Annotated in this window: 24 protein-coding genes; 10 read left to right on the top strand and 14 right to left on the bottom strand. The window is 61.0% G+C overall.

The genetic code is table 11. The annotated features are described in order from the left end of the window. The 5 genes from fliP to MMS95_RS21305 form a co-directional block, all read left to right on the top strand. Positions 1–475 (top strand): flagellar type III secretion system pore protein FliP (fliP, locus tag MMS95_RS21325; RefSeq protein ID WP_242142246.1); only part of this gene is annotated, 475 nt, incomplete at its 5' end. A gap of 21 nt (positions 476–496) precedes the next feature. Continuing rightward, positions 497–766: a flagellar biosynthesis protein FliQ gene (gene fliQ, locus MMS95_RS21320; protein ID WP_004934803.1), complete on the top strand. Its 270-nt coding sequence runs from the start codon at positions 497–499 to the stop codon at positions 764–766. A 2-nt stretch (positions 767–768) separates the two neighbouring features. After that, entirely contained in the window at positions 769–1,551 is a 783-nt protein-coding gene (gene fliR / locus MMS95_RS21315; RefSeq protein ID WP_021504085.1) for a flagellar biosynthetic protein FliR, read from the top strand. A 354-nt stretch (positions 1,552–1,905) separates the two neighbouring features. Then, the gene (gene sra, locus MMS95_RS21310) at positions 1,906–2,040 is read left to right on the top strand and encodes a stationary-phase-induced ribosome-associated protein (RefSeq protein WP_013813483.1); all 135 of its coding nucleotides are present in this window, start codon (positions 1,906–1,908) and stop codon (positions 2,038–2,040) included. Positions 2,041–2,379: 339 nt separating this feature from the next. Further along, positions 2,380–2,646 carry a hypothetical protein gene (locus tag MMS95_RS21305; RefSeq protein ID WP_015378248.1) on the top strand — a complete coding sequence of 89 codons (267 nt, stop codon included), beginning with the start codon at positions 2,380–2,382 and terminating at the stop codon, positions 2,644–2,646. A 299-nt stretch (positions 2,647–2,945) separates the two neighbouring features. Here MMS95_RS21305 and flgL read toward each other — a convergent pair whose 3' ends face one another. From flgL to flgB, 11 genes are all read right to left on the bottom strand, one after another. Next, the gene (gene flgL, locus MMS95_RS21300; protein ID WP_049240618.1) at positions 2,946–3,905 is read right to left on the bottom strand and encodes a flagellar hook-associated protein FlgL; all 960 of its coding nucleotides are present in this window, start codon (positions 3,903–3,905) and stop codon (positions 2,946–2,948) included. A 59-nt stretch (positions 3,906–3,964) separates the two neighbouring features. Next, positions 3,965–5,614, bottom strand: a complete 1,650-nt coding sequence (flgK, locus tag MMS95_RS21295) for a flagellar hook-associated protein FlgK (RefSeq protein WP_015378251.1) — start codon at positions 5,612–5,614, stop codon at positions 3,965–3,967. Positions 5,615–5,820: 206 nt separating this feature from the next. Beyond that, a complete protein-coding gene (gene flgJ, locus MMS95_RS21290) occupies positions 5,821–6,765 on the bottom strand; it encodes a flagellar assembly peptidoglycan hydrolase FlgJ (RefSeq protein WP_242142244.1) in 945 nt (314 codons plus the stop codon). Continuing rightward, positions 6,765–7,865 carry a flagellar basal body P-ring protein FlgI gene (locus MMS95_RS21285; RefSeq protein ID WP_004934816.1) on the bottom strand — a complete coding sequence of 367 codons (1,101 nt, stop codon included), beginning with the start codon at positions 7,863–7,865 and terminating at the stop codon, positions 6,765–6,767. The genes flgJ and MMS95_RS21285 overlap by 1 nt, the downstream gene beginning before the upstream one ends. Positions 7,866–7,875: 10 nt before the next feature. Beyond that, positions 7,876–8,577, bottom strand: coding sequence for a flagellar basal body L-ring protein FlgH (flgH, locus tag MMS95_RS21280; RefSeq protein WP_004934817.1), 702 nt, complete (start codon positions 8,575–8,577; stop codon positions 7,876–7,878). Positions 8,578–8,660: 83 nt separating this feature from the next. Then, a complete protein-coding gene (flgG, locus tag MMS95_RS21275) occupies positions 8,661–9,443 on the bottom strand; it encodes a flagellar basal-body rod protein FlgG (RefSeq protein WP_004934819.1) in 783 nt (260 codons plus the stop codon). Between the two features lie 18 nt (positions 9,444–9,461). Continuing rightward, positions 9,462–10,217 carry a flagellar basal body rod protein FlgF gene (locus tag MMS95_RS21270; protein ID WP_060421516.1) on the bottom strand — a complete coding sequence of 252 codons (756 nt, stop codon included), beginning with the start codon at positions 10,215–10,217 and terminating at the stop codon, positions 9,462–9,464. A 12-nt stretch (positions 10,218–10,229) separates the two neighbouring features. After that, entirely contained in the window at positions 10,230–11,453 is a 1,224-nt protein-coding gene (gene flgE, locus MMS95_RS21265; protein WP_033632746.1) for a flagellar hook protein FlgE, read from the bottom strand. 54 nt (positions 11,454–11,507) lie between these two features. Then, positions 11,508–12,185, bottom strand: coding sequence for a flagellar hook assembly protein FlgD (flgD, locus tag MMS95_RS21260; protein WP_004934824.1), 678 nt, complete (start codon positions 12,183–12,185; stop codon positions 11,508–11,510). A gap of 12 nt (positions 12,186–12,197) precedes the next feature. After that, the gene (gene flgC / locus MMS95_RS21255; protein WP_004934826.1) at positions 12,198–12,602 is read right to left on the bottom strand and encodes a flagellar basal body rod protein FlgC; all 405 of its coding nucleotides are present in this window, start codon (positions 12,600–12,602) and stop codon (positions 12,198–12,200) included. Positions 12,603–12,607: 5 nt separating this feature from the next. Continuing rightward, positions 12,608–13,021, bottom strand: coding sequence for a flagellar basal body rod protein FlgB (gene flgB / locus MMS95_RS21250; protein ID WP_242142241.1), 414 nt, complete (start codon positions 13,019–13,021; stop codon positions 12,608–12,610). Between the two features lie 160 nt (positions 13,022–13,181). On the opposite strand from flgB, the gene flgA reads away from it, so the two are divergent. From flgA to MMS95_RS21225, 5 genes are all read left to right on the top strand, one after another. Then, positions 13,182–13,835, top strand: coding sequence for a flagellar basal body P-ring formation chaperone FlgA (gene flgA / locus MMS95_RS21245; RefSeq protein WP_015378257.1), 654 nt, complete (start codon positions 13,182–13,184; stop codon positions 13,833–13,835). Positions 13,836–13,964: 129 nt separating this feature from the next. Continuing rightward, positions 13,965–14,276: a flagellar biosynthesis anti-sigma factor FlgM gene (flgM, locus tag MMS95_RS21240; RefSeq protein WP_004934832.1), complete on the top strand. Its 312-nt coding sequence runs from the start codon at positions 13,965–13,967 to the stop codon at positions 14,274–14,276. A gap of 39 nt (positions 14,277–14,315) precedes the next feature. Continuing rightward, on the top strand, positions 14,316–14,750 hold the full coding sequence (gene flgN, locus MMS95_RS21235) for a flagellar export chaperone FlgN (RefSeq protein WP_004934835.1): 435 nt from the start codon (positions 14,316–14,318) through the stop codon (positions 14,748–14,750). Positions 14,751–14,979: 229 nt separating this feature from the next. Further along, positions 14,980–15,354: a type II toxin-antitoxin system RelE/ParE family toxin gene (locus tag MMS95_RS21230; protein WP_242142239.1), complete on the top strand. Its 375-nt coding sequence runs from the start codon at positions 14,980–14,982 to the stop codon at positions 15,352–15,354. Next, positions 15,347–15,649 carry a DNA-binding transcriptional regulator gene (locus MMS95_RS21225; protein WP_015378258.1) on the top strand — a complete coding sequence of 101 codons (303 nt, stop codon included), beginning with the start codon at positions 15,347–15,349 and terminating at the stop codon, positions 15,647–15,649. Before MMS95_RS21230 ends, MMS95_RS21225 begins: the two co-directional genes overlap by 8 nt. A gap of 2 nt (positions 15,650–15,651) precedes the next feature. On the opposite strand, the gene MMS95_RS21220 is transcribed toward MMS95_RS21225, so the two are convergent. The 3 genes from MMS95_RS21220 to flhB are packed head-to-tail and all read right to left on the bottom strand — an operon-like array spanning position 15,652 to position 19,278. Then, positions 15,652–16,056 (bottom strand): flagellar protein FlhE, encoded by a 405-nt coding sequence (locus MMS95_RS21220; RefSeq protein ID WP_242142237.1) that lies wholly within the window; start codon positions 16,054–16,056, stop codon positions 15,652–15,654. After that, entirely contained in the window at positions 16,056–18,134 is a 2,079-nt protein-coding gene (gene flhA / locus MMS95_RS21215) for a flagellar biosynthesis protein FlhA (RefSeq protein WP_021504090.1), read from the bottom strand. The genes MMS95_RS21220 and flhA overlap by 1 nt, the downstream gene beginning before the upstream one ends. Further along, positions 18,127–19,278, bottom strand: coding sequence for a flagellar biosynthesis protein FlhB (gene flhB, locus MMS95_RS21210; RefSeq protein ID WP_015378261.1), 1,152 nt, complete (start codon positions 19,276–19,278; stop codon positions 18,127–18,129). Before flhB ends, flhA begins: the two co-directional genes overlap by 8 nt. Positions 19,279–19,287: the final 9 nt, after the last annotated feature.

Below are 19,287 nucleotides of genomic sequence, written 5' to 3'. Positions count from 1 at the left end.
GATGCTGGGGCTGGCGCTGTTCCTGACCTTCTTCATCATGTCGCCGGTGTTCGACAAGGTCTATCAGGACGCCTACCTGCCGTTCAGCCAGGACAAGATCGGACTGGAGGTCGCGCTGGATAAAGGCGCGCAGCCGCTGCGCGAGTTCATGCTGCGCCAAACGCGCGAAACCGATCTCGCGCTGTACGCCAGACTGGCCAATCAGCCGCCGCTGGCCGGCCCGGAAGCGGTGCCGATGCGCATCCTGCTGCCCGCCTACGTCACCAGCGAACTGAAAACCGCCTTCCAGATCGGCTTTACGGTGTTCATTCCGTTCCTGATTATCGACCTGGTGGTTGCCAGCGTATTGATGGCGCTGGGGATGATGATGGTGCCGCCGGCCACCATCTCGCTGCCGTTCAAGCTAATGCTGTTCGTGCTGGTCGATGGCTGGCAGCTGCTACTCGGCTCGCTGGCGCAGAGCTTCTATTCGTAACCCCTGACCGGAGAAAGCGAGATGACACCTGAATCGGTTATGGCGCTCGGCACCGAGGCGATGAAAGTGGCGCTGGCGCTGGCCGCCCCGCTGCTGCTGGCGGCGCTCATCAGCGGCCTGGTGGTCAGCCTGCTGCAGGCCGCCACCCAGATCAACGAAATGACGCTGTCGTTCATCCCCAAAATTCTGGCGGTAGTGGCCACCATCATCATCGCCGGCCCCTGGATGCTGAACCTGTTGCTGGACTACATGCGCACCCTGTTCAGCAACCTGCCTACCCTGATCGGCTGACCGTGCTCACTTTCGACAGCGCCCAGCTCACCGTCTGGCTAAGCCACTATTTTTGGCCGCTGCTGCGCATTCTGGCGCTGATCAGCACCGCGCCGATATTCAGCGAAAAGCAAATCAGCAAAAAGGTCAAAATCGGCCTTGGCGGGCTGATCGTCATCCTGATTGCGCCGACGCTGCCCGCCAGCAATATCCCCATCTTCTCCGCCGCCGGCCTGTGGCTGGCGATTCAGCAGATTCTGATCGGCGTGGCGCTGGGGTTAACCATGCAGTTCGCCTTCGCGGCGGTGCGCCTGGCGGGGGAAGTGATCGGCATGCAGATGGGCCTGTCGTTCGCCACCTTCTTCGATCCCAGCGGCGGCCCGAACATGCCGGTGCTGGCGCGCCTGCTCAACCTGCTGGCGATGTTGCTGTTCCTCAGCTTCGACGGCCATCTGTGGCTGATTTCGCTGCTGGCGGACAGCTTCCACACCCTGCCTGTCCAAACGCAGCCGCTGAACGGCAACGGTTTCCTGGTGCTGACTCAGGTCGGCTCGCTGATCTTCATCAACGGCATGATGCTGGCGCTGCCGCTGATCTGCCTGCTGTTGACGCTCAACATGGCGCTCGGCCTGCTCAACCGCATGACGCCGCAGCTGTCGGTGTTCGTGATCGGCTTCCCGGTCACCATGACCTTCGGCATCATGACGCTGGGCATGATGATGCCGATGCTGGCGCCGTTCTGCGAACACCTGTTCGGCGAAGTGTTCGATCGATTGGCGGCGGTGATCGGCGGCATGACCTTCTGATCCCCTGTGCGGCCCCTTCCTTCCCCCCTCTTCCGCCTGAGACAAAATGGCAATAAAAACGTTTTCTTGGGACAAAAGCCTGAGAAACGGCTTTTATCCGGATTAAGGTTCAAATGTCTCCGGCGGCTTGAATAAATAAAACCCCGACCTAGAATAGACCCGGTAACAAAAATATCGCCACAGCGCGTGAGTCTCCGCAGCGATAATATACAACCATTGATTAGAGAAAAATAAAATAACGCAGCCACGCAGAGTTAAATGCGCGGCAGATTCCTTGCATCTTAAATAAATGCGTCCGGCGCCCGCCGGCTGCAGGGAGCAGCATCGATCTTTGCTAACCATAGGAGCGACATCATGATTAAAGCGAAAAGCAACCGCAAAGCACGCCGGTTATTCGGTTTGACCCACTGGAAAAGCAACAAGTTTAGAGTTTCCTTCACCGAGACCAGCGATGGCGGAAAATGGAAAGTGGTGAAGAAAAAGAAATAATCACGCAAGACCTGTAGCAAAATTCCGGGTTGCGCCCCTATCCGGCTTCTGCAACGTCATTCGACGCGGCGCCGCATCGGCAGCCCGGGACCCACACTCATCACTCGCCGGCAAACCGTGCCGGTGTACTTTATTCTTAGGAAGGGAATAACGCGCCACATCACCCTGGCTGCTGCGTTAAATTTAAAAATAATGTATTAATGATTTAATTTACTCACACCCCTTATTTATTCACTGACAAGAAAAATCGATTTCCCACCTTATTTCCCCAGCGTTATATTGAAAACAACCTTGCTACCAGTACGCGGCAAGCCTCACTAAAATATAAACGGTGTAAATATGAAGATAAAGTTTCAGCTGAGTGATTTATTCATCAGCGGCATCGCCCTTTTGATCATGAGCACTATTTTAAACACACTGGGTTTTTCCTGGGGTTTATTTGCTCTGCCGCCTGGCGTCGATAGTTTTGTCATCATCCCGTTTACCTTATTTGGCTCATTGAAGTTGGCCGAGTGCCTCTATAAGCCAATACGCTGGCTGCTAAATGAGAGCCGCAAATCTCAAATCGAAAATAACAACCCTAAAAATAACGCTAAGTCGCGTTAACAGGAGATCGACCTATGCTGAGAGAACTGACCAGAGAAGAAATGCAACGGATTGGCGGCGCCGGTGACGGCAATAACGGCGGCGATAGGGATCGCGGCGTGCCTTTCCGCTAAGGCTTAAGGTGAATGGGAACACGCAGACAAAAAAAGGCGCGTCGCTCAGTCAGTAGTGGGAGAACGAACGACGCGCCAAACGAGTGCGCCCGGTTTCAAGAAGCCTCCCTCCCCGCGGGGCGGAGAGGGCATTTTCTAAGCGCACTAAAGGGAAACCCGTCGCGGTCAGGCAACGGGGTATTGCTCTTAACGATTCATCTGGAACAACGACATGCCCTGCATATCGCTGAAGGTTTTATACGACGCCTGCAGCGCCGCCTGCTGCATGAAATAAGACGAGATAGACTCGGCCAGGTCGGCATCCGTCAGCGCGCTCATCTGGATCTGGTTGGTCATATCGCGCTCTTTGCCGATGCTGTCCAGTTGATCCATCTCCTGCAGCTGGCTGCCCAGCTCGGCGCGCACGCTCAGCACGTTGTTGTAGGAGTTGTCCAGGCCGCGGTTGGCTTTCGCCAACGCATCGTTCACCTGCTGCTTGGTAGCCTCGTCGGCGCCCTGCAGCGGCGTTTTCAGCGCATTCAACGCGATGTCGATGCTCTCGAAAATGTTGCTGACCGGCGCGCTGCCGTCCGGCTCTGGCTTCGGGTTGCTGGTCAATGACATGAACACCGCGTTGCCGGTATGGCCGATGGTCATGGTGCGGTTGGCGTCCACTTTCTGCTCTACCGTCTTGTCGCCCCCCTGATAGCTGACGGTGCCGCCGTTGTCGACAAACGGCGCCTTGTCGTTCACATACCCGCCGAACATATAGCGACCGTTGCCGTCGGTGCTGTTGGCCTGGTTCAGCAGCTGATCTTTCAGCCCCTGCAGCTGGGTGGCCAACGACTGGCGGTCGTTATCGCTTTCGGTGCCGCCGGCATTGACGATCAGCGCCTTCATGTCCGCGATGGTGGAGGTCGCGCCGGCCAAGACCGTTTCTTCCATCGACACGTTCTGACGAGCGAAGGTGCGCGCCAGCGTGTACTGGCTGTTTTCCGCCTGCGATTGCGACAACATCACCGCGCGCGACGCCGCCAGCGGATCGTCGGACGGGTTGATCACCCGCTTGCCCGAGGAAAGCTGCTCGGCCGCCTTCATGAACAGCGACTGGTTGCCCGTGATGCCGTTCATGTTCTGTTGGTACATCATGCTGGTGCTCATGCGCATGCTGTGGGTTCCTTACTCTGAGCGACCGGCGCCGTTATCGGCGCCGATTAACAATGAAATCAACGAATATTCAGCAGCGCGTCGAACAGCGAGCTGGCGGTCTGAATCACCTGCGCGTTGGCCATGTAGTACTGCTGGAAACGCAGCAGCTCGCCATACTCTTCGTCAAGGTTGACGCCGGACATCGACTGCTGTTGCGCGCCCAGCTGCGTGACGATCTTGGCCTGCGAGGTGGCGATAGCCTTGGCGGCAGCGGTCTGGTTGCCGACGCCGCTGACGATGCCGGCGTAAGCGCCGCTCAGGGTCGCCTTGCCGTCCACCAGGTTTTTGGTTTGCAGATCCAGCAGCTTCTTGGCGTTTTCGTTATCGCCGCGGCCGCTGTCGTCTTTACCGGCGGCGGCGATCTTGGACGAATCGGTGATGGCCACTTTCAGATTGCCCGCCACGTCGCTGACCGGCTTCACGGTGAAGCTGTCTTTGGCCTGCGCATTGCCGTCGATGCTCACTTCCAACCCGTCGAAGTTCAGCGTCGGCTTGCCGTCGGCGCTGGTGCCCGGCGTCGCGTTGACTTTCACGTTGTCCGGCAGGCGGCTCACCTGCCAGCTGCTGCCGTCGAACTCGACGCGATAATCGTTGGCCTTCACCTTGCCGGTATCGGTGTAAGAGACCGACAGCGACGCGTCGCCGGTGTTGCGGGTGTTATCCACCACCCGGCCGCCGCTGAAGCTGAAGAAGTCGCCGCCCGCATCGCCGTTCAGATCGAAGCCGGCGCGATGCTGCTGGTTAAAGCTGTCCGCCATCGCCAGCGCCAACTGGCCCAGCTGATTGCGCACGCCGTCCAGCGTTTCGCTGCGGAATTTCAGCACACCGCTCAGCGTGCCGCTGGTGATCTGGCCTTCCGGCACTTCGCTGGCGCCGTTGCCGCGGTTATAGCCGATGGTCAGACGGGAAGGATCGCTGCTGGAAGGCACGGCTTCCACCTGATAGGTGTTGCTGCCCTGCACCAGGGTCAAGCCGTTGGCGAAGGAGACGGTATAGGCGTCGCCGTCCTGTTGCGTGACCTGTACGCCCACCAGCTGATTCAATTCGGTGACCAGCTGATCGCGCTGATCCAGCAACGCATTCGGCTCGCCGGCGGCGCTGCCGCGCAAACGGGTGATCTCGTCGTTCAGTTTGGCGATCTGTTGGCCGTAGCTGTTGATCTGCTGCGCCGTATCGCTGATCTGTTGATTAACGCCGTTATCCATGTCGCGCAGGAATTTATCAGTGTTGTTGAACTGGTTCACCAGGCCGTTAGCCTTGCCCAGCACCGTCTGGCGCGCGGCGTCGTCACCGGCGTTGCTCACCAGGTTCTGCAGGTTGGTGAAAAAGTCCTGCATGTTGGTCGACAGCGGGTTGGTCTTGCTCGCCAACAGGTTGTCGATCTGTGAAATCTTCTCGTAATAGGCATTTTGCGCCCCGAACGCGCTTTGTGCGCCGCGCAGCTGGTTGGTGATGAACTGGTTGTACTCGCGGTTGACGCTGGTGACGGTCACGCCGTTGCCGATAAAGCCGCTCATGGTGGCCATGCCGCCGTTCTGCGCCAGGATCGCGGTCTGGCGGTTGTAGCCCGCCACGTTGTAGTTGGAGATGTTGTTGCTGACGGTACTGAGCGCCACCTGAGCCGCATTCAGCCCGCTCATCGCGGTATTGATTAAGCTATTGGACATCGGAATTCCTTATGCTGCGGCGCCGGCGGCCCACAGGGTTCTTAATTGAGCTGCTGAGCCTGTTCGCTCAGCCTGTTTCGGTTATCGGCAAAAATGAGAAGAACTTGAGGAAAAAAAGCGGCAATGTGGTCAGCATCCAGCCAGCCTCCATTGCCGCCTATCCCCTAAATAATTGGCGCCGCTGCGGCGTCAAGAATGACGGGGATTTAGAACAAGTCTTTCAGATCGTGGGTGTAAGCTTTCACCGCCTGCTCCCCCGCGCTCTTCATCTGCTGAATCACGCTGACCAACTTGCTGGCGTACTGCGGATCGGTGGCATAGCCGGCGCGCTGCAGCGCATGCGCAGCCTGTTCCGGGCTGCGCGCGGCGGCCACGTCGGCGTAGCGCGGGTTGTTGGTCAGCAGTTTGACGTAATCGGCGATCGCCTCGACGTACGACCCGTAAACGCGGAACTTCGCCTTCACCTTCTTCGCCGCGCCCTGTTCGAACTCGGTGGTGGTGATCTCCGTTACCGGCCCGTTCCAGCTGCCGCCGGCCTTGATGCCGAACAGGTTGTAGCTCGGCGTGCCGTCTGAGGTCGGGATCTCGCGCTGCCCCCAGCCGGACTCCAGCGCCGCCTGCGCGACGATCAGCTGATGCGGAATGCCGCTCTGCTGGCTGGCGACCTTCGCCGGTATCGACAGGCGGGCGACGAAGTTGCCGTTGTTGAGCGACAGCGGCGCGGCGGCCGGCGGCGCTTTCGGCATCGCGCGGCGCACCATCTGCTCCAGCGCCTGGTTCGGCAGCGTTTGCAGCACCTCGTTGTCCAGCGCCATCGGCGACAGGCCCGCGGTTTCACTCGGCACCGCGTTGGCGTTGCTCATCTGCTTGACCATCATGTCGGCCAGCCCCAGCCCTTTTTGCGACATCTGCTGGGCGATTTGCTGATCGTACATCGAGGTATAGAGCCGCGTTTGATCGCTGCTCAACACCCCGTCCTGCGGCAAGGCGGAACGCATGCTTTTCAGCATCATCTGCACGAACATGCCTTCCACCTGCTGGGCCACCTGCTTGAGGTTGCCCTGCGGGTCGGCCGCCGCGTCGCACTTCAGGCCGTTCAGCGCCTGGGCGTCATAGGCCGCGCCCGACATCGCCATCAGATCGCCGGCCATCAGATGATTTCCAGCTTGGCGCGCAGGCAGCCGGCGCTCTGCATCGCCTGCAGGATCGACATCAGATCGATCGGCGTGGCACCCAGCGCGTTCAGCGCGCGGATCACATTGTTCAGGTTGGCGCTGGCATTCACCTTCTGCAGCGATCCGCCCTGCTGTTGCACCGAGATCTGGGTGTTAGGCGTCACCACCGTCTGGCCGCCGCCGAACGGCGTCGTCGGTTGGCTGACGGTGTTCTGCCGATCGACCACCACCGACAGGTTGCCCTGGGCGACGGCGCAGGAATCGAGGATCACATCGCGGTTCATCACCACCGACCCGGTGCGCGAGTTGATGATCACCTTGGCGTCCATCGCGCCGACGTTGACGGTGATGTTTTGAATCTCCGCCAGGAAGCGCACCTGAGAGCTGTTGCCCTGCGGCACCAGCACCTGAATGGTGCGGGCGTCGAGCGGCGTCGCGGTGCCGCCGCCGCGTTGGCGGTTGATGGCGTCGCTGATCTGCTGCGCCAGCGTGAAATCTTCGTCGTTCAGCTGCAGGTTAAGCACCCCGCCGCTGCCGAAGGTGGTCGGCAGCTCGCGTTCGATGGTGGCGCCGTTGCTGATGCGCCCGCCCGCCAACTGGTTGACCTGCACGCTGCTGCCGCCGGCCGCCGCGCCCGCGCCGCCCACCAGCACGTTGCCCTGCGCCAGCGCATAAACCTGGTTATCCACGCCTTTGAGCGGCGTCATCAGCAGGGTGCCGCCACGCAGGCTCTTGGCGTTGCCCATCGAAGAAACCACCACGTCGATATTCTGCCCGGCGCGCGAGAACGGCGGCAGTTTGGCGGTCACCATCACCGCCGCCACGTTTTTCAGCTGCATGTTGGTGCCCGGCGGCACGGTGATGCCCAGCTGCGACAGCATGTTGCTCAGGCTTTGAGTGGTAAACGGCGTCTGCATGGTCTGGTCGCCGGAGCCGTCCAACCCCACCACCAGGCCGTAGCCGATCAGGGCGTTGTCTCGCACGCCCTGCACCGTCACCAGATCGCGGATGCGCTCCGCCGCCGCCGGCAAGCACACCAGCCCGACGCACAGCGCGATAAACCATTTTTTCAGCATCAGTCAATCCTTAGAACGGTGAAACATTTAAGAAGAAGCGCTGCAGCCAGCCCATGGTCTGCGCTTCGTTGATATAGCCATTGCCGACGTATTCGATACGCGCGTCCGCCACCTGCGTCGAGGTCACCGAGTTGTTGCCGCTGATGGTGCGCGGGTTGACGACGCCGGAGAAGCGGATAAATTCGGTGCCCTGGTTGATGGCGATCTGCTTTTCCCCCACCACGTGCAGGTTGCCGTTGGCCAGTACCTGGTTGACCGTCACCGTAATGGTGCCGTTGAAGGTGTTGTTGGCGTTGGCGCCGCCCTTGCCGCCGAAGGTGCTGTCGCCGGAAATGTCCATATCGGCGCGCGCATTGCCCAACAGGCCGTCGAGGTAACGCGGCGAGGTGGCGACGCCGAACTTGCTGGCGCCGTTGCGGCTGGCGTTGGCGGAGGAGCTTTTGCTGGCGCTGACGTTTTCCTGCAGCACGATGGTCAGGGTGTCGCCGACGTTGCGCGGCCGGCGGTCTTCGAACAGCGGCTGATAGCCGTAGTTCATCGGCTGCACCGTCTGGAAGATTGAGCCGTTCGGCATCGGCGCGCTGGCCGGCGCGGGCTGCGCCGTGGTCGCGCCGTCCACCAGCGGTTTGTGCGGAATATAAGCGCAGCCGCTCAGCGTCAGCATCACCATTCCCGCCAGCCAGCGTTGTCCCTGCCGCGGCAGGATTGCCATCGAATATGTGGTTACCACGGGTATCGCCTTTGTTTCACGAAAGAGAATGACGGGCGCGGCATGCCGGGCCCGTCAAGGACAGATTACAGTTGCGTCAGCTTTTGCAGCATCTGATCGGAGGTCGATACCGCTTTGCTGTTGATCTCGTAAGCGCGCTGAGTCTGGATCATGTTGACCAGCTCTTCCGCCACGTTAACGTTGGAGGTCTCCACGTAGCCCTGATACAGCAGACCGGCGCCGTTCAGCCCCGGCGTGCTCTCGTTCGGCGCGCCCGAGCTTTCGGTTTCCTGATACAGGTTCTCGCCCACGCTCTCCAGACCGCTGTCGTTGACAAAGGTCGTCAGCGTCAGTTGGCCCACCTGCTGAGCGGCGGTCTGCCCCTGCTGGGTGACGCTGACGATGCCGTCGCGGCCGACGGTGATGGACAGCGCGTTCGCCGGAATGGTGATCGCCGGCTGCACCTGGAAACCGCTGGAGGTGACCAGCTGGCCGTTCTGATCGATCTGGAACGACCCGTCGCGGGTGTAGGCCTGGGTGCCGTCCGGCAGCATCACCTGGAAGAAACCCTGCCCCTTGATGGCGACGTCTTTGCTGTTGTTGGTCTGCGACAGGTTGCCCTGGCTGTGCAGGCGCTCGGTCGCCACCGGACGCACGCCGGTGCCGATCTGCAGACCGGAAGGCAGCGTAGTCTGCTCGGAAGACTGCGCGCCCGGCTGACGCATGGTCTGGTACAGCAGATCTTCAAATACCGCACGCTGGCGCTTGAAGCCGTTGGTGCTGACGTTCGCCAGGTTGTTGGCGATCACGTCCATGTTGGTCTGCTGCGCGTCCAGACCGGTTTTGGCAATCCATAAGGATGGAATCATCGGTTATTTCCTTGCTGCTTAGCTCACTGAGAGCAGTGAGTTGGCACGCTGTTCGTTTTCATCCACGCTGTGGATGACCTTCATTTGCATTTCAAAACGGCGGGCGTTGGCGATCATGTCGACCATGGTCTCCATCGGTTTGACGTTGCTGCCCTCCAGCACGCCCGGCATCACTCGCACCTGCGGATCGTTTTGCAACTGATTGCCGCGCTGCTGTTGGGTTTCCGGCGTCAGGCGGAACAGCCCGTCGTCACCGCGCATCACTTCGCGCGCATCGGCCTTCACCAGCTTCAGGCGGCCAATCTGCGCGATGGTGTTCGGCGGATCGCCGGCGTTAAGCGCCGAAATGGTGCCGTCGGCCGCGATGGTGATCTCCGCCGACGGCGGCACCTCGATCGGCCCGCCGTCGCCCATCACCGGCAATCCCTGCACCGTCAACTGCCCGGTGGAGGAAATCTGAATGTTGCCGTTGCGGGTGTAAGCCTCACCGCCGCCCGGCAGGCTCACCGCCAAAAAACCATCCTGCTGCAGCGCCACGTCCAGCGGGCGCGCCGTGTAGTTCAGCGCGCCCTGGCTCATGTCGGCGCCCGGCGTCGAGGCAGTCACCAAGGTGCGGGTCGCCAGGCTCGGACCGTCGACCGGCACCGCGCGCAACGCGGCAAGCTGGGCGCGAAAGCCCGGCGTCGACGCATTGGCCAGGTTGTTGGCGGTAATGGATTGCTGTTCCAGCGTTTGGCGCGCCGCGCCCATCGCGGTATAAATCGCGTGATCCATAACTCGGCCCTATCAGCGCAGGCTAACCAGCGTCTGCAGGATGGAGTCCTGCGTCTTGATGGTCTGGGCGTTGGACTGGTAGTTACGCTGTGCGACGATCATGTTCACCAGCTCCTGGCTCAGATCGACGTTGGATGACTCCAGCGCGCCGCTGGTCAGCTTGCCGAAGCCGCCGCCGCCCGACAGACCAACGCGTGGCTGGCCGGACGCGCCGGTTTCCTGCCAAACGTTATCGCCCTGCGACGCCAGCCCTTCCGGGTTGGAGAAGTTGGCCATGACGATCTGGCCCAGCACCTGAGTCTGCTGGTTGGAGTAGATCCCAACGACGGTGCCATCGTTGTTAATTTGGAAGTTGGTGTATTCACCGGCGGCATAGCCGTCCTGCGCCACCTTGCTCACCGAGTCGCTGCCTACGTTCTGCTGCATGCTGCCGGCGAAGCTCAGGGTGAAGTTTTGCGCCGGCGCGCCGTCTTTGGCGGCCATCGGGATCACCATGCTGAACTCGCCTGGCGCGCCGTTGGTGCTGGTGGTTTTCACCAGATTGCCGCTGGTGCTGAACTCCATGGTGCCGGCATCAACCGGCGCCGCGCTGCCGTCCTGGGTATAGACCTGCCACTTGTTGTCCGCTGTCTTCACGAAGTAGGCGTTGATGTTGTGCGCGTTGCCCAGCGAGTCGTAGGCGGTGATGGTGTTGACGTAGTTGTAGCTGTCCTGTTTGGTCGGATCGAAGGTCTTGTTCTCCGGCACTTTATGGGTGGACTTCAGGTTGGCCACCATCTCGCCGGAGGTGGACGCCTTGGCGTTCATCATGCCTTCGGGAATGCTCAGCGGCACCGGGTTGGCGCCCTGCTGGATGGTCGGTGGGGAACCGGCCGCCGGGTAACCGGTCAGCTGCAGGCCCTGCATGTTGGTCAGGTTGCGGTTCTCGTCCAGTTTGAACTGGCCGTTGCGGGTATAGAAGATGCCGCCGTCTTTATCCTGCATGCGGAAAAAGCCGTTGCCGTTGATGGCCACATCCAGCGCGCGGCTGGTGCCGGTGGTGGTGCCGCCCTTGAAGTTCTGGGTGATGCCGGACACTTTGACGCCCAGCCCGACCTGCGAACCGGCGAACATGTCGGCAAAGGAGACGCTGCCGGATTTGAAGCCCGCGGTCGCGGAGTTGGCGATGTTGTTACCGATCACGTCCAGGTTGGTTGCTGCCGCGTTCAAGCCGCTGACTGCCTGAGAAAAGGCCATGTTATTCTCCGAATAGTGGTCAGGCTATCGTCCGATTGAGCCTGATGCTTAGGGTTATAAGATCTGTCGCACGTCTTCCAGGGTGGCGTTGCCCGCCAGGCCGAGATCCAGCTTGGCGCCGTTGCCGTCGCGGATCACGCCGTTCACCAGCCCGAAGTGCAGGCTGCGCGCCACCAGCTGCTCGCCGTTGCCTTTGGCGTTAATCGCCACTTTGTAGGCGCCGTCGGGCGCGGTGGAGCCGTCATCCAGCGAGCCGTCCCAGGTGAAGGCGTGCACGCCGGCGGTCAGGCCGCCAATTTCAATGGTGCGCACCACCTGCCCGCTGGCGTTGGTGATGGTGGCGGTCACCTGATCGGCGGCGCGCTCCAGTTCCACGCCGAACGGCGTGGTGCTGACCTTGCCGTCCTTGCTGCCGACCAGAATATTGTTGCCCGGCACCATCACGCCGTGACCGATCAGCGCAGTGGCCTGCAGCGACTGGTTGCTGTTGATCTGGCCGGAGATCGACCCCAGCGTGGTGTTAAGCTTTTCGATACCCTGAACGGTGTTGATCTGCGCCAGCTGCGACGTCAGCTCGTTGTTCTGCATCGGATTGGTCGGATCCTGGTTTTTCAACTGCGCGACCAGCAGCGTCAGGAAGCTGTTGTGCAGATCCTGGCTGTTGGTGGTCTTGCTGTTGTTACCGATGACGGTGTTGTCCAACGACTCGTTGGTGGTTGCGGCGATAGCCATGGAAATCTCCGGTTACTGACCCAGCGTCAGGGTTTTCATCATCATCGACTTGGTGGTGTTGAGCACCTCGACGTTGGCCTGGTAGCTGCGGGAAGCGGAGATGGTGTTGACCATTTCCCCCACCACGTCGACGTTCGGCATGCGCACATACCCCTTGGCGTCCGCCAGCGGGTTGCCCGGCTGATACACCAGGCGCTCGGGCGCCGGATCGTCCACCACCTGGGCGACGCGCACGCCGCCGGTCGGCTGCCCTGGCGCCGCCGCGACCTGGAACACCACCTGCTTGGCGCGGTAAGGTTCACCGTCCGGGCCGGTCACGCTGTCGGCGTTGGCCATGTTGCTGGCGCTGACGTTCATGCGCTGGGATTGCGCCGATAACGCCGAGCCGGAGATATCAAAAATATTCAGTAAAGACATGCGCCTTATCCTTGTTGCAGCACGGACATCATCCCTTTGATCTGCCCGTTGAGCAGCGTCAGGTCGGTCTGATATTTCAAGCTGTTATCGGCAAAGTTGGTGCGTTCGCGATCCATGTCCACCGTATTGCCGTCCATCGACGGCTGGTCCGGCACTCGGAACAGCAGATCAAGCTGTGGCGGCTGCAGGGTCTGCGCCGGGATGTGGCGCGCCGCCGTCAGGTTCAGCGCCATGCCGTTGCCGCTGACGCGCCCCTGCTCCAGTACTTTGTTCAATTGTCTGGCGAAATCGATATCTCGCGCCTGATAACCCGGTGTGTCTGCGTTGGCGATGTTGGCGGCCAGAATTTCCTGCCGCTGGGCGCGCAAGTTCAGCGCCTCTTGGCCAAAGCGCAGAGCCGCGTCCAGTTTGTCGAGCATGCTCCCTCCGCGAGGTTAGAATTTGGAGTCGACAGCATAAACGCCCCCTGCGCCACCCTATCGCGGGAATAAACGCAAAATGGGGCGCTATTTATCTGCTTAGCCTGCGCGCGCTGCGGGTACACTTACGCGTATCCCGATGAAGCTTGAGAAGATGACGATGAAAGGTAAAATGCTGCTGCTTATCGGCCTGCTGTGCAGTCTGAACGCGCGCGCCGACGATCTGGCGACGCAAATCGAAAGCTTCATCCAAGGCAAGTTCAGCGGCGAACCGGTACAGGTAAAAGTGCGGGTGCGCACGCCGCCGAACCAATGGCCCGCTTGCGAACTGCCGCAGCTGTCGCTGTCGCCCAACGCGCGGATCGGCGGCAACGTCAGCATTTCGGCGCGCTGTGGCCAGGAGCGGCGTTTTATCCAGACGCAGGTGCAGGTGTTCGGCCGCTATCTCGTTTCGGCGCGCGGCATCAGCGCCGGCAGCCGGTTGACGGCGGCGGATCTGGCGTTGAAACAGGGCCGGCTCGATACCCTTCCGCCGCGCGCGCTGACCGAAGCGGGCAAAGCGTTAGGCGCCGTCAGCCTGCGCAACATCAGCCCCGGTCAGCCGCTGACCCTCGCCATGCTGCGCCGCGCCTGGATTATCAAGGCTGGGCAACCGGTGCAGGTCAACGCACAGGGCGAAGGATTCAGCATCAGCGGTGCGGGTAAGGCGATGAACAACGCCGCCGCCGAAGACAGCGTGCGGGTACGCATGGCCTCCGGGCAGATCGTCAGCGGCGTGGTCGGGGACGACGGCGCGATCCGCATTACGTTATAAAAAAGTAAAGGTTCCGCCAACCTTGCCGATAAGACAAATCAAGCAGCATTTTATTGGCCACCAGGGCCGCAACACTTTCATTGCAGCGTCGTCGCCCGCGAGCGGCGACGGCGTAAACGGAGATGGACCATGAGTATCGATCGCACCCAGCGGTTACAGCCGGTTTCCACTGTGCAACCGCGTGAAACCCCGGCCGACAACCCGCTCCAGCCGCGCAAGGCCGCCGTGGCCGAAACCGCCGTCAGCGGCACGCAGGTCAAACTGAGCGAGGCGCAGGCGCGCCTGATGCAGCCGGGCACCCAGGATATCGATATGGGTCGGGTCGAGGCCATCAAACAGGCGATCCGCAACGGTGAACTGAAGATGGACGCCGGCAAAATCGCCGATGCGCTGCTGCAAGACGCGCAGAGCGATGTTCAATGGATCGCCGGACGCGACTGACAGCGCGCGGCGAATAGCGGTAAAGGATAAGTCATTACTATGGAAAAGCTGGCACAACTGCTGGATAAACTGTTGGAAACGCTGCAGGCGCTCAATGGTGTGCTGGAGGAAGAGCACGACTTGCTGTGCTCCGGCCAGTTGCCGGGCGTGGCCTTGCAGCGCGTCACCGATGCCAAAAGCCAACTGCTGGCGACGGTCGCTTATCTCGAGCAACAGCGCCTGGGGCAGGAAAAAACCTGCGGGCAACGCGCGCCCTATGCCAGCCAAGCGCCCCTGGCCGATCGTTGGCAGCGCGTTCAATTGCTGAGCCAAACGCTGCGCGAAAAGAACCAGCACAACGGTCTGCTGCTCAATCAGCAGATCGACCATAACGCTCAGGCGCTGGCCATCCTCAGTAAAAACAACAAATCGCTGTATGGCCCGGACGGCCAGTCGCACGCCGGCAGCCTGCTCGGCAGAAAAATCGGCGTTTGACCTGACTCATTTGCCCGGTGAGCCTATCACCGGGCATGCGTTCACCGGCTTCTGCGCATCCCGTCGCATTTTCTCCCTATCACTCTTTGAATTCACTTAAGGCTTTGCGTCAGGCTGCGCATGGCGTGAATTTGGCTGTTTCTTTCTCTTTGGCCTCTTGTCACCCTGTGGTTATTTTTAAACCACTTGAAATATACCCTTAGAGGGTATAGATTCGCAGGGAGAGCGAATGGCCGACATTTATCTCACCAAAACCTTTCAGGGTTTTGCCGCACGCGAGCGCATTAGCGACGCCACGATAGTGAAAGCGGCGCGAGAGATGCAACATCAGCTGTACGATGCCAATCTTGGCGGTTGCGTATACAAAAAGCGCATCGCTCGGGCTGGTGCGGGCAAACGTGGCGGCTATCGGGTACTGATCGTTTTTCGCGATGAAGACCGCCTGTTTTTTATGCGCGGCTTTGCCAAAAGTGAGAGAGAAAACATCAGTGAGGATGAGTTACAAGGATTGAAACATCTGGCTGCGCTGTATCTGGATTATTCGCCATTCAGACTCTACCAGCTGGTCAACAACAAGGAATTACGGAGGCTAAGCGATGAGTAAAATTCTTGCCGAGATCCACCAGGAAGTTCAGGGCCTGCATCGCGCCGGTTTCGTCGATGACGTGACCATGCGCACCTTCGACATGCTGTGTCTGCGGCCGGTGAAACAGTTCGGGCCGGCCGAGATCCGCGCGCTGCGCGAACGGGAAAACGTCAGTCAGCCGGTGTTTGCGCTGTATCTCAACGTCAGCAAAAAAGCGGTGCAGAAATGGGAGCGCGGCGAAGCGCAACCGAACTCCGCCGCGATGAAACTGCTGACGCTGGTGGAACGCAACGGCCTGCAAATTCTGGCCTGATGTTACTGATAATTGACGATCACCTGATTGCCAATCACCCGCAGCGGCGGATTCAGCCCGCCTTGCGACTGCACGTAATAGACAAAGCGCAATTCCGCATTGGCCGGTTCGCCCTGCAGACCATTGCTGCTGCCGCTGCCGCCGCCCAGTGGAATGCAGCGGTTTACCGTGCAGAGCTGGGCCTGCAGGCCCACCGGTTCCGGCCCCAGCAAACGGTAGCGCCAGCTGACGCTGGTGATGCGCGCGTTGGCGTCCGGCAGCGCGTTCGGCGGCCGCAAAGCGGCGGATTCATCGCGCATCCCGCCCTGTTCCAGCGTGCCCCCCGCCCCTTCAGCCACCCAGGAGCCGGACACCGCGCCGGCGGCGAGCGGAGCCAGCAAACAAAATACGAACAGACAGCGTTTCATCAGGCCGCTCCGATGGTCGAGGTCATGCGAATCTGGCGATCGTCGTTAATCTCCAGATTGGACAGCACCACGATCTGCGGCAGGCTGCGACGCAGGAAGCGCGCCAGCAAGGCCCGCAGCGCATGGTTGACCAGCAGCACCGGCGGCGCGCTGAGCATTTCTTGCCGCTGCAACGCCTGGCGTGCCTGATCCAACAGACGATCGGCCAGCCCCGGCTCCAGGCCGCCGCCGCCCTGCAACGCCTGCAGCAACAGACGCTCTAACTGGGTATCCAGGCCGATAACCTGAATCTCGCCGTTGCCCGGGAACCACTGCTGCGTGATCGCCCTGCCTAGCGCCACTCGCACCACGGTGGTCAATTCATAAGGATCGCTCTGCGCCGGGGCGTGTTCCGCCAGCGTTTCGACGATGGTGCGCATATCGCGAATGGAAACGCGCTCGGCGAGCAGATTTTGCAGCACTTTGTGCAGCGTCGTCAGCGACACCACGCCCGGCACGAAGTCTTCGGTCAGCTTCGGCATCTCCTGCGACACGCGATCCAGCAGCTGTTGGGTCTCCTGGCGGCCAAACAGCTCGCTGGCGAACTGGCCGATCAGGTGATTGAGGTGTGTCGCCACCACGGTGCTGGCCTCCACCACGGTAAAGCCCTGGATCTGCGCCTGCTCGCGCAAGGCGCTGTCGATCCATACCGCCTCGAGCCCAAAGGCCGGATCGACGGTTTTGTCTCCCGCCAGCTCGCCTACGGCATTGCCGGGGTTGATCGCCAGCCAGCGGCCCGGCTGCGCTTCACCGCTGCCGATCTCGACGCCTTTCATCAGGATACGGTAGCTGGCAGGCGGCAGTTCCAGGTTGTCGCGAATGTGCACCACCGGCGGCAGATAGCCCATGTCCTGGGCGAATTTCTTGCGGATGCCGCGGATACGGCCCAGCAGTTCGCCGTTCTGCTGAAAATCGACCATCGGAATCAGCCGGTAGCCCACCTCCATCCCCAGCGGATCTTCCAACTGCACGTCGGCCCAGCTGGCTTCGGCGGCCTGCGGATTCTCCGGCATCACCGGATCTTCCACCGTTTTCGGCGCCTGTTGTTCACGGCCGCGCAGCCACCAGGCGAGGCCCAACAGAGCCGCGGTAAACAGCAGGAACACCAGGTTCGGCATGCCCGGCACCAGGCCCAGCAGCCCCAGCACCCCGGCGCTCAGCAGCATCACGCGCGGATTGTTGAACAGCTGGCCCACCATCTGCTCGCCGACGTCCTGATCGGTCGCGACGCGGGTGACGATGACGCCGGCGGCGGTGGAGATCACCAATGCCGGGATCTGCGCCACCAGGCCGTCACCGATGGTCAGCAGCGTATAGCTTTCCGCCGCCGCCCCCAGCTCCATGCCGTGTTGCACCACGCCGACCAACAGGCCGCCGACTACGTTCAGCACCATGATCATCAGGCCGGCGATGGCGTCGCCGCGCACGAATTTACTGGCGCCGTCCATCGAGCCGTAAAAGTCGGCCTCCTGGGTCACTTCGGCGCGGCGTTTCTTCGCTTCGTCTTCACCGATCAGGCCGGCGTTCAGATCGGCGTCAATCGCCATCTGTTTGCCCGGCATGCCGTCCAGCACGAAACGCGCGCCCACTTCGGCGATACGCCCCGCACCTTTGGTGATGACCATAAAGTTAATCAGCACCAGGATGATGAACACCACGATGCCGATGGCGAAGTTGCCCCCCACCAGGAAGTGGCCGAAGGCTTCCACCACGCGGCCGGCGGCGGCGGAGCCGGTGTGCCCCTCCAGCAAGATGATGCGTGTCGACGCGACGTTGAGCGACAAACGCAGCAATGTGGAGAACAGCAGGATGGTCGGGAAGGCGGCGAATTCGAGCGTGCGCTGGGTGAACATCGCCACCAGCAGCACCATGATCGACAGCGCGATGTTGAAGGTAAACAGCAGGTCGAGGATAAACGCCGGCAACGGCAACACCATCATCGACAGGATCAGCAGGATCAGCACCGGGCCGGCCAACACCTGCCACTGCGTATCTTTAAAATTGCCCGGCAAACGAAGCAGGGAGGCCAAATTAGCCATCAGAGTCACTCTCTTTTGCAAAATCCAGTGCTTCCGGCACCGGTAAACGTTCAGGTTTTTTCGGGATCAGGCCGCCCTCGCGCCGCCAGCGGCGCAGCTGGTACACCCAGGCCAGCACCTCGGCGACCGCGGCATACAGGGTGGCCGGAATATGCTGGCCGATCTCGCTGTGCCGATACAGCGCGCGCGCCAGCGGCGGCGCCTCCAGCATCGGGATGCGGTGTTCCGCACCGAGTTCGCGAATGCGCAAGGCGATTTCGCCGGCCCCTTTGGCCAGCACTTTCGGCGCACTCATTTTTTTGTCGTTGTACTGCAACGCGACGGCGTAGTGCGTCGGGTTGGTGACGATCACGTCCGCCTTGGGCACGTCGGCCATCATGCGGCGCCGGGCGATCGCCCGCTGCTGCTGACGAATGCGTCCCTTGACGTGCGGGTCCCCTTCCTGGTCTTTGAACTCGTCGCGAATATCCTGCTTGGTCATCTTCAGCTTCTTGAAGTGACTCCACAGCTGATAAAACACGTCGAACGCCACCATCGGCGTCAACCCCAGCACCACCAGAAAACCGCAGAACAGAATCATCTGCAGCGCGTTGCCCAGCGCATCGAGCGGCTGCTGGGTCATCAGATGCAGCATCGCCGCCCAGTTGTGCCACAGATAGAGGCCAGTCACCCAACCGACCAGCGTCGCTTTCAGGATCCCTTTCAGCAGCTCGGCCAGCACCTGGCTGGAAAAGATGCGCTTCAACCCGGATAGCGGGTTCAGCCGCTTCAAATCGAACTTGATCGACTTGCCGCTGAACAAGATGCCCCCCAACAGCATCGGCGCGGCGAGCGCCACCAGCACCAGCCCCGCCATGATCGGCAGCAGCGCCAGCACCGCCTGGCGCAGCAGCATGCCCAATTGGCGCAGCATCTGTTTATCGTTGCTGACCATGCCGTGATCGAAGTTCAGACCTTGCGTGAGCATCGCCGCCAGCTGTTGCGCCATGTTGCTGCCGGACATCAGGATAATCGCCAGGCCCGAGAGCAGCATCAGTACCGAGGTCAGCTCGCGCGAGCGCGGGATCTGGCCGTCTTCACGCGCCTTTTCCAGCCTGTGGGGCGTGGGGGCCTCGCTTTTTTCCAGATCGCTGTCTTCAGCCACGAAACGCCG

The organism is Serratia sp. PGPR-27 (assembly GCF_022678525.1).
Lineage (GTDB): Bacteria > Pseudomonadota > Gammaproteobacteria > Enterobacterales > Enterobacteriaceae > Serratia > Serratia nematodiphila.
The sequence above is the reverse complement of the archived record's forward strand: the minus strand, read 5'-3'. Positions and strand labels throughout refer to the sequence as shown.

Bases quoted from the DNA above. Each gene is read 5' to 3' on its own strand.
- fliQ (WP_004934803.1), top strand. From the start codon at position 497: ATGACACCTGAATCGGTTATGGCGCTCGGCACCGAGGCGATGAAAGTG.
- sra (WP_013813483.1), top strand. From the start codon at position 1,906: ATGATTAAAGCGAAAAGCAACCGCAAAGCACGCCGGTTATTCGGTTTG.
- MMS95_RS21305 (WP_015378248.1), top strand. From the start codon at position 2,380: ATGAAGATAAAGTTTCAGCTGAGTGATTTATTCATCAGCGGCATCGCC.
- flgL (WP_049240618.1), bottom strand. From the start codon at position 3,905: ATGCGCATGAGCACCAGCATGATGTACCAACAGAACATGAACGGCATC.
- flgK (WP_015378251.1), bottom strand. From the start codon at position 5,614: ATGTCCAATAGCTTAATCAATACCGCGATGAGCGGGCTGAATGCGGCT.
- flgJ (WP_242142244.1), bottom strand. From the start codon at position 6,765: ATGGCCGGCGATCTGATGGCGATGTCGGGCGCGGCCTATGACGCCCAG.
- MMS95_RS21285 (WP_004934816.1), bottom strand. From the start codon at position 7,865: ATGCTGAAAAAATGGTTTATCGCGCTGTGCGTCGGGCTGGTGTGCTTG.
- flgH (WP_004934817.1), bottom strand. From the start codon at position 8,577: ATGGCAATCCTGCCGCGGCAGGGACAACGCTGGCTGGCGGGAATGGTG.
- flgG (WP_004934819.1), bottom strand. From the start codon at position 9,443: ATGATTCCATCCTTATGGATTGCCAAAACCGGTCTGGACGCGCAGCAG.
- MMS95_RS21270 (WP_060421516.1), bottom strand. From the start codon at position 10,217: ATGGATCACGCGATTTATACCGCGATGGGCGCGGCGCGCCAAACGCTG.
- flgE (WP_033632746.1), bottom strand. From the start codon at position 11,453: ATGGCCTTTTCTCAGGCAGTCAGCGGCTTGAACGCGGCAGCAACCAAC.
- flgD (WP_004934824.1), bottom strand. From the start codon at position 12,185: ATGGCTATCGCCGCAACCACCAACGAGTCGTTGGACAACACCGTCATC.
- flgC (WP_004934826.1), bottom strand. From the start codon at position 12,602: ATGTCTTTACTGAATATTTTTGATATCTCCGGCTCGGCGTTATCGGCG.
- flgB (WP_242142241.1), bottom strand. From the start codon at position 13,021: ATGCTCGACAAACTGGACGCGGCTCTGCGCTTTGGCCAAGAGGCGCTG.
- flgA (WP_015378257.1), top strand. From the start codon at position 13,182: ATGAAAGGTAAAATGCTGCTGCTTATCGGCCTGCTGTGCAGTCTGAAC.
- flgM (WP_004934832.1), top strand. From the start codon at position 13,965: ATGAGTATCGATCGCACCCAGCGGTTACAGCCGGTTTCCACTGTGCAA.
- flgN (WP_004934835.1), top strand. From the start codon at position 14,316: ATGGAAAAGCTGGCACAACTGCTGGATAAACTGTTGGAAACGCTGCAG.
- MMS95_RS21230 (WP_242142239.1), top strand. From the start codon at position 14,980: ATGGCCGACATTTATCTCACCAAAACCTTTCAGGGTTTTGCCGCACGC.
- MMS95_RS21225 (WP_015378258.1), top strand. From the start codon at position 15,347: ATGAGTAAAATTCTTGCCGAGATCCACCAGGAAGTTCAGGGCCTGCAT.
- MMS95_RS21220 (WP_242142237.1), bottom strand. From the start codon at position 16,056: ATGAAACGCTGTCTGTTCGTATTTTGTTTGCTGGCTCCGCTCGCCGCC.
- flhA (WP_021504090.1), bottom strand. From the start codon at position 18,134: ATGGCTAATTTGGCCTCCCTGCTTCGTTTGCCGGGCAATTTTAAAGAT.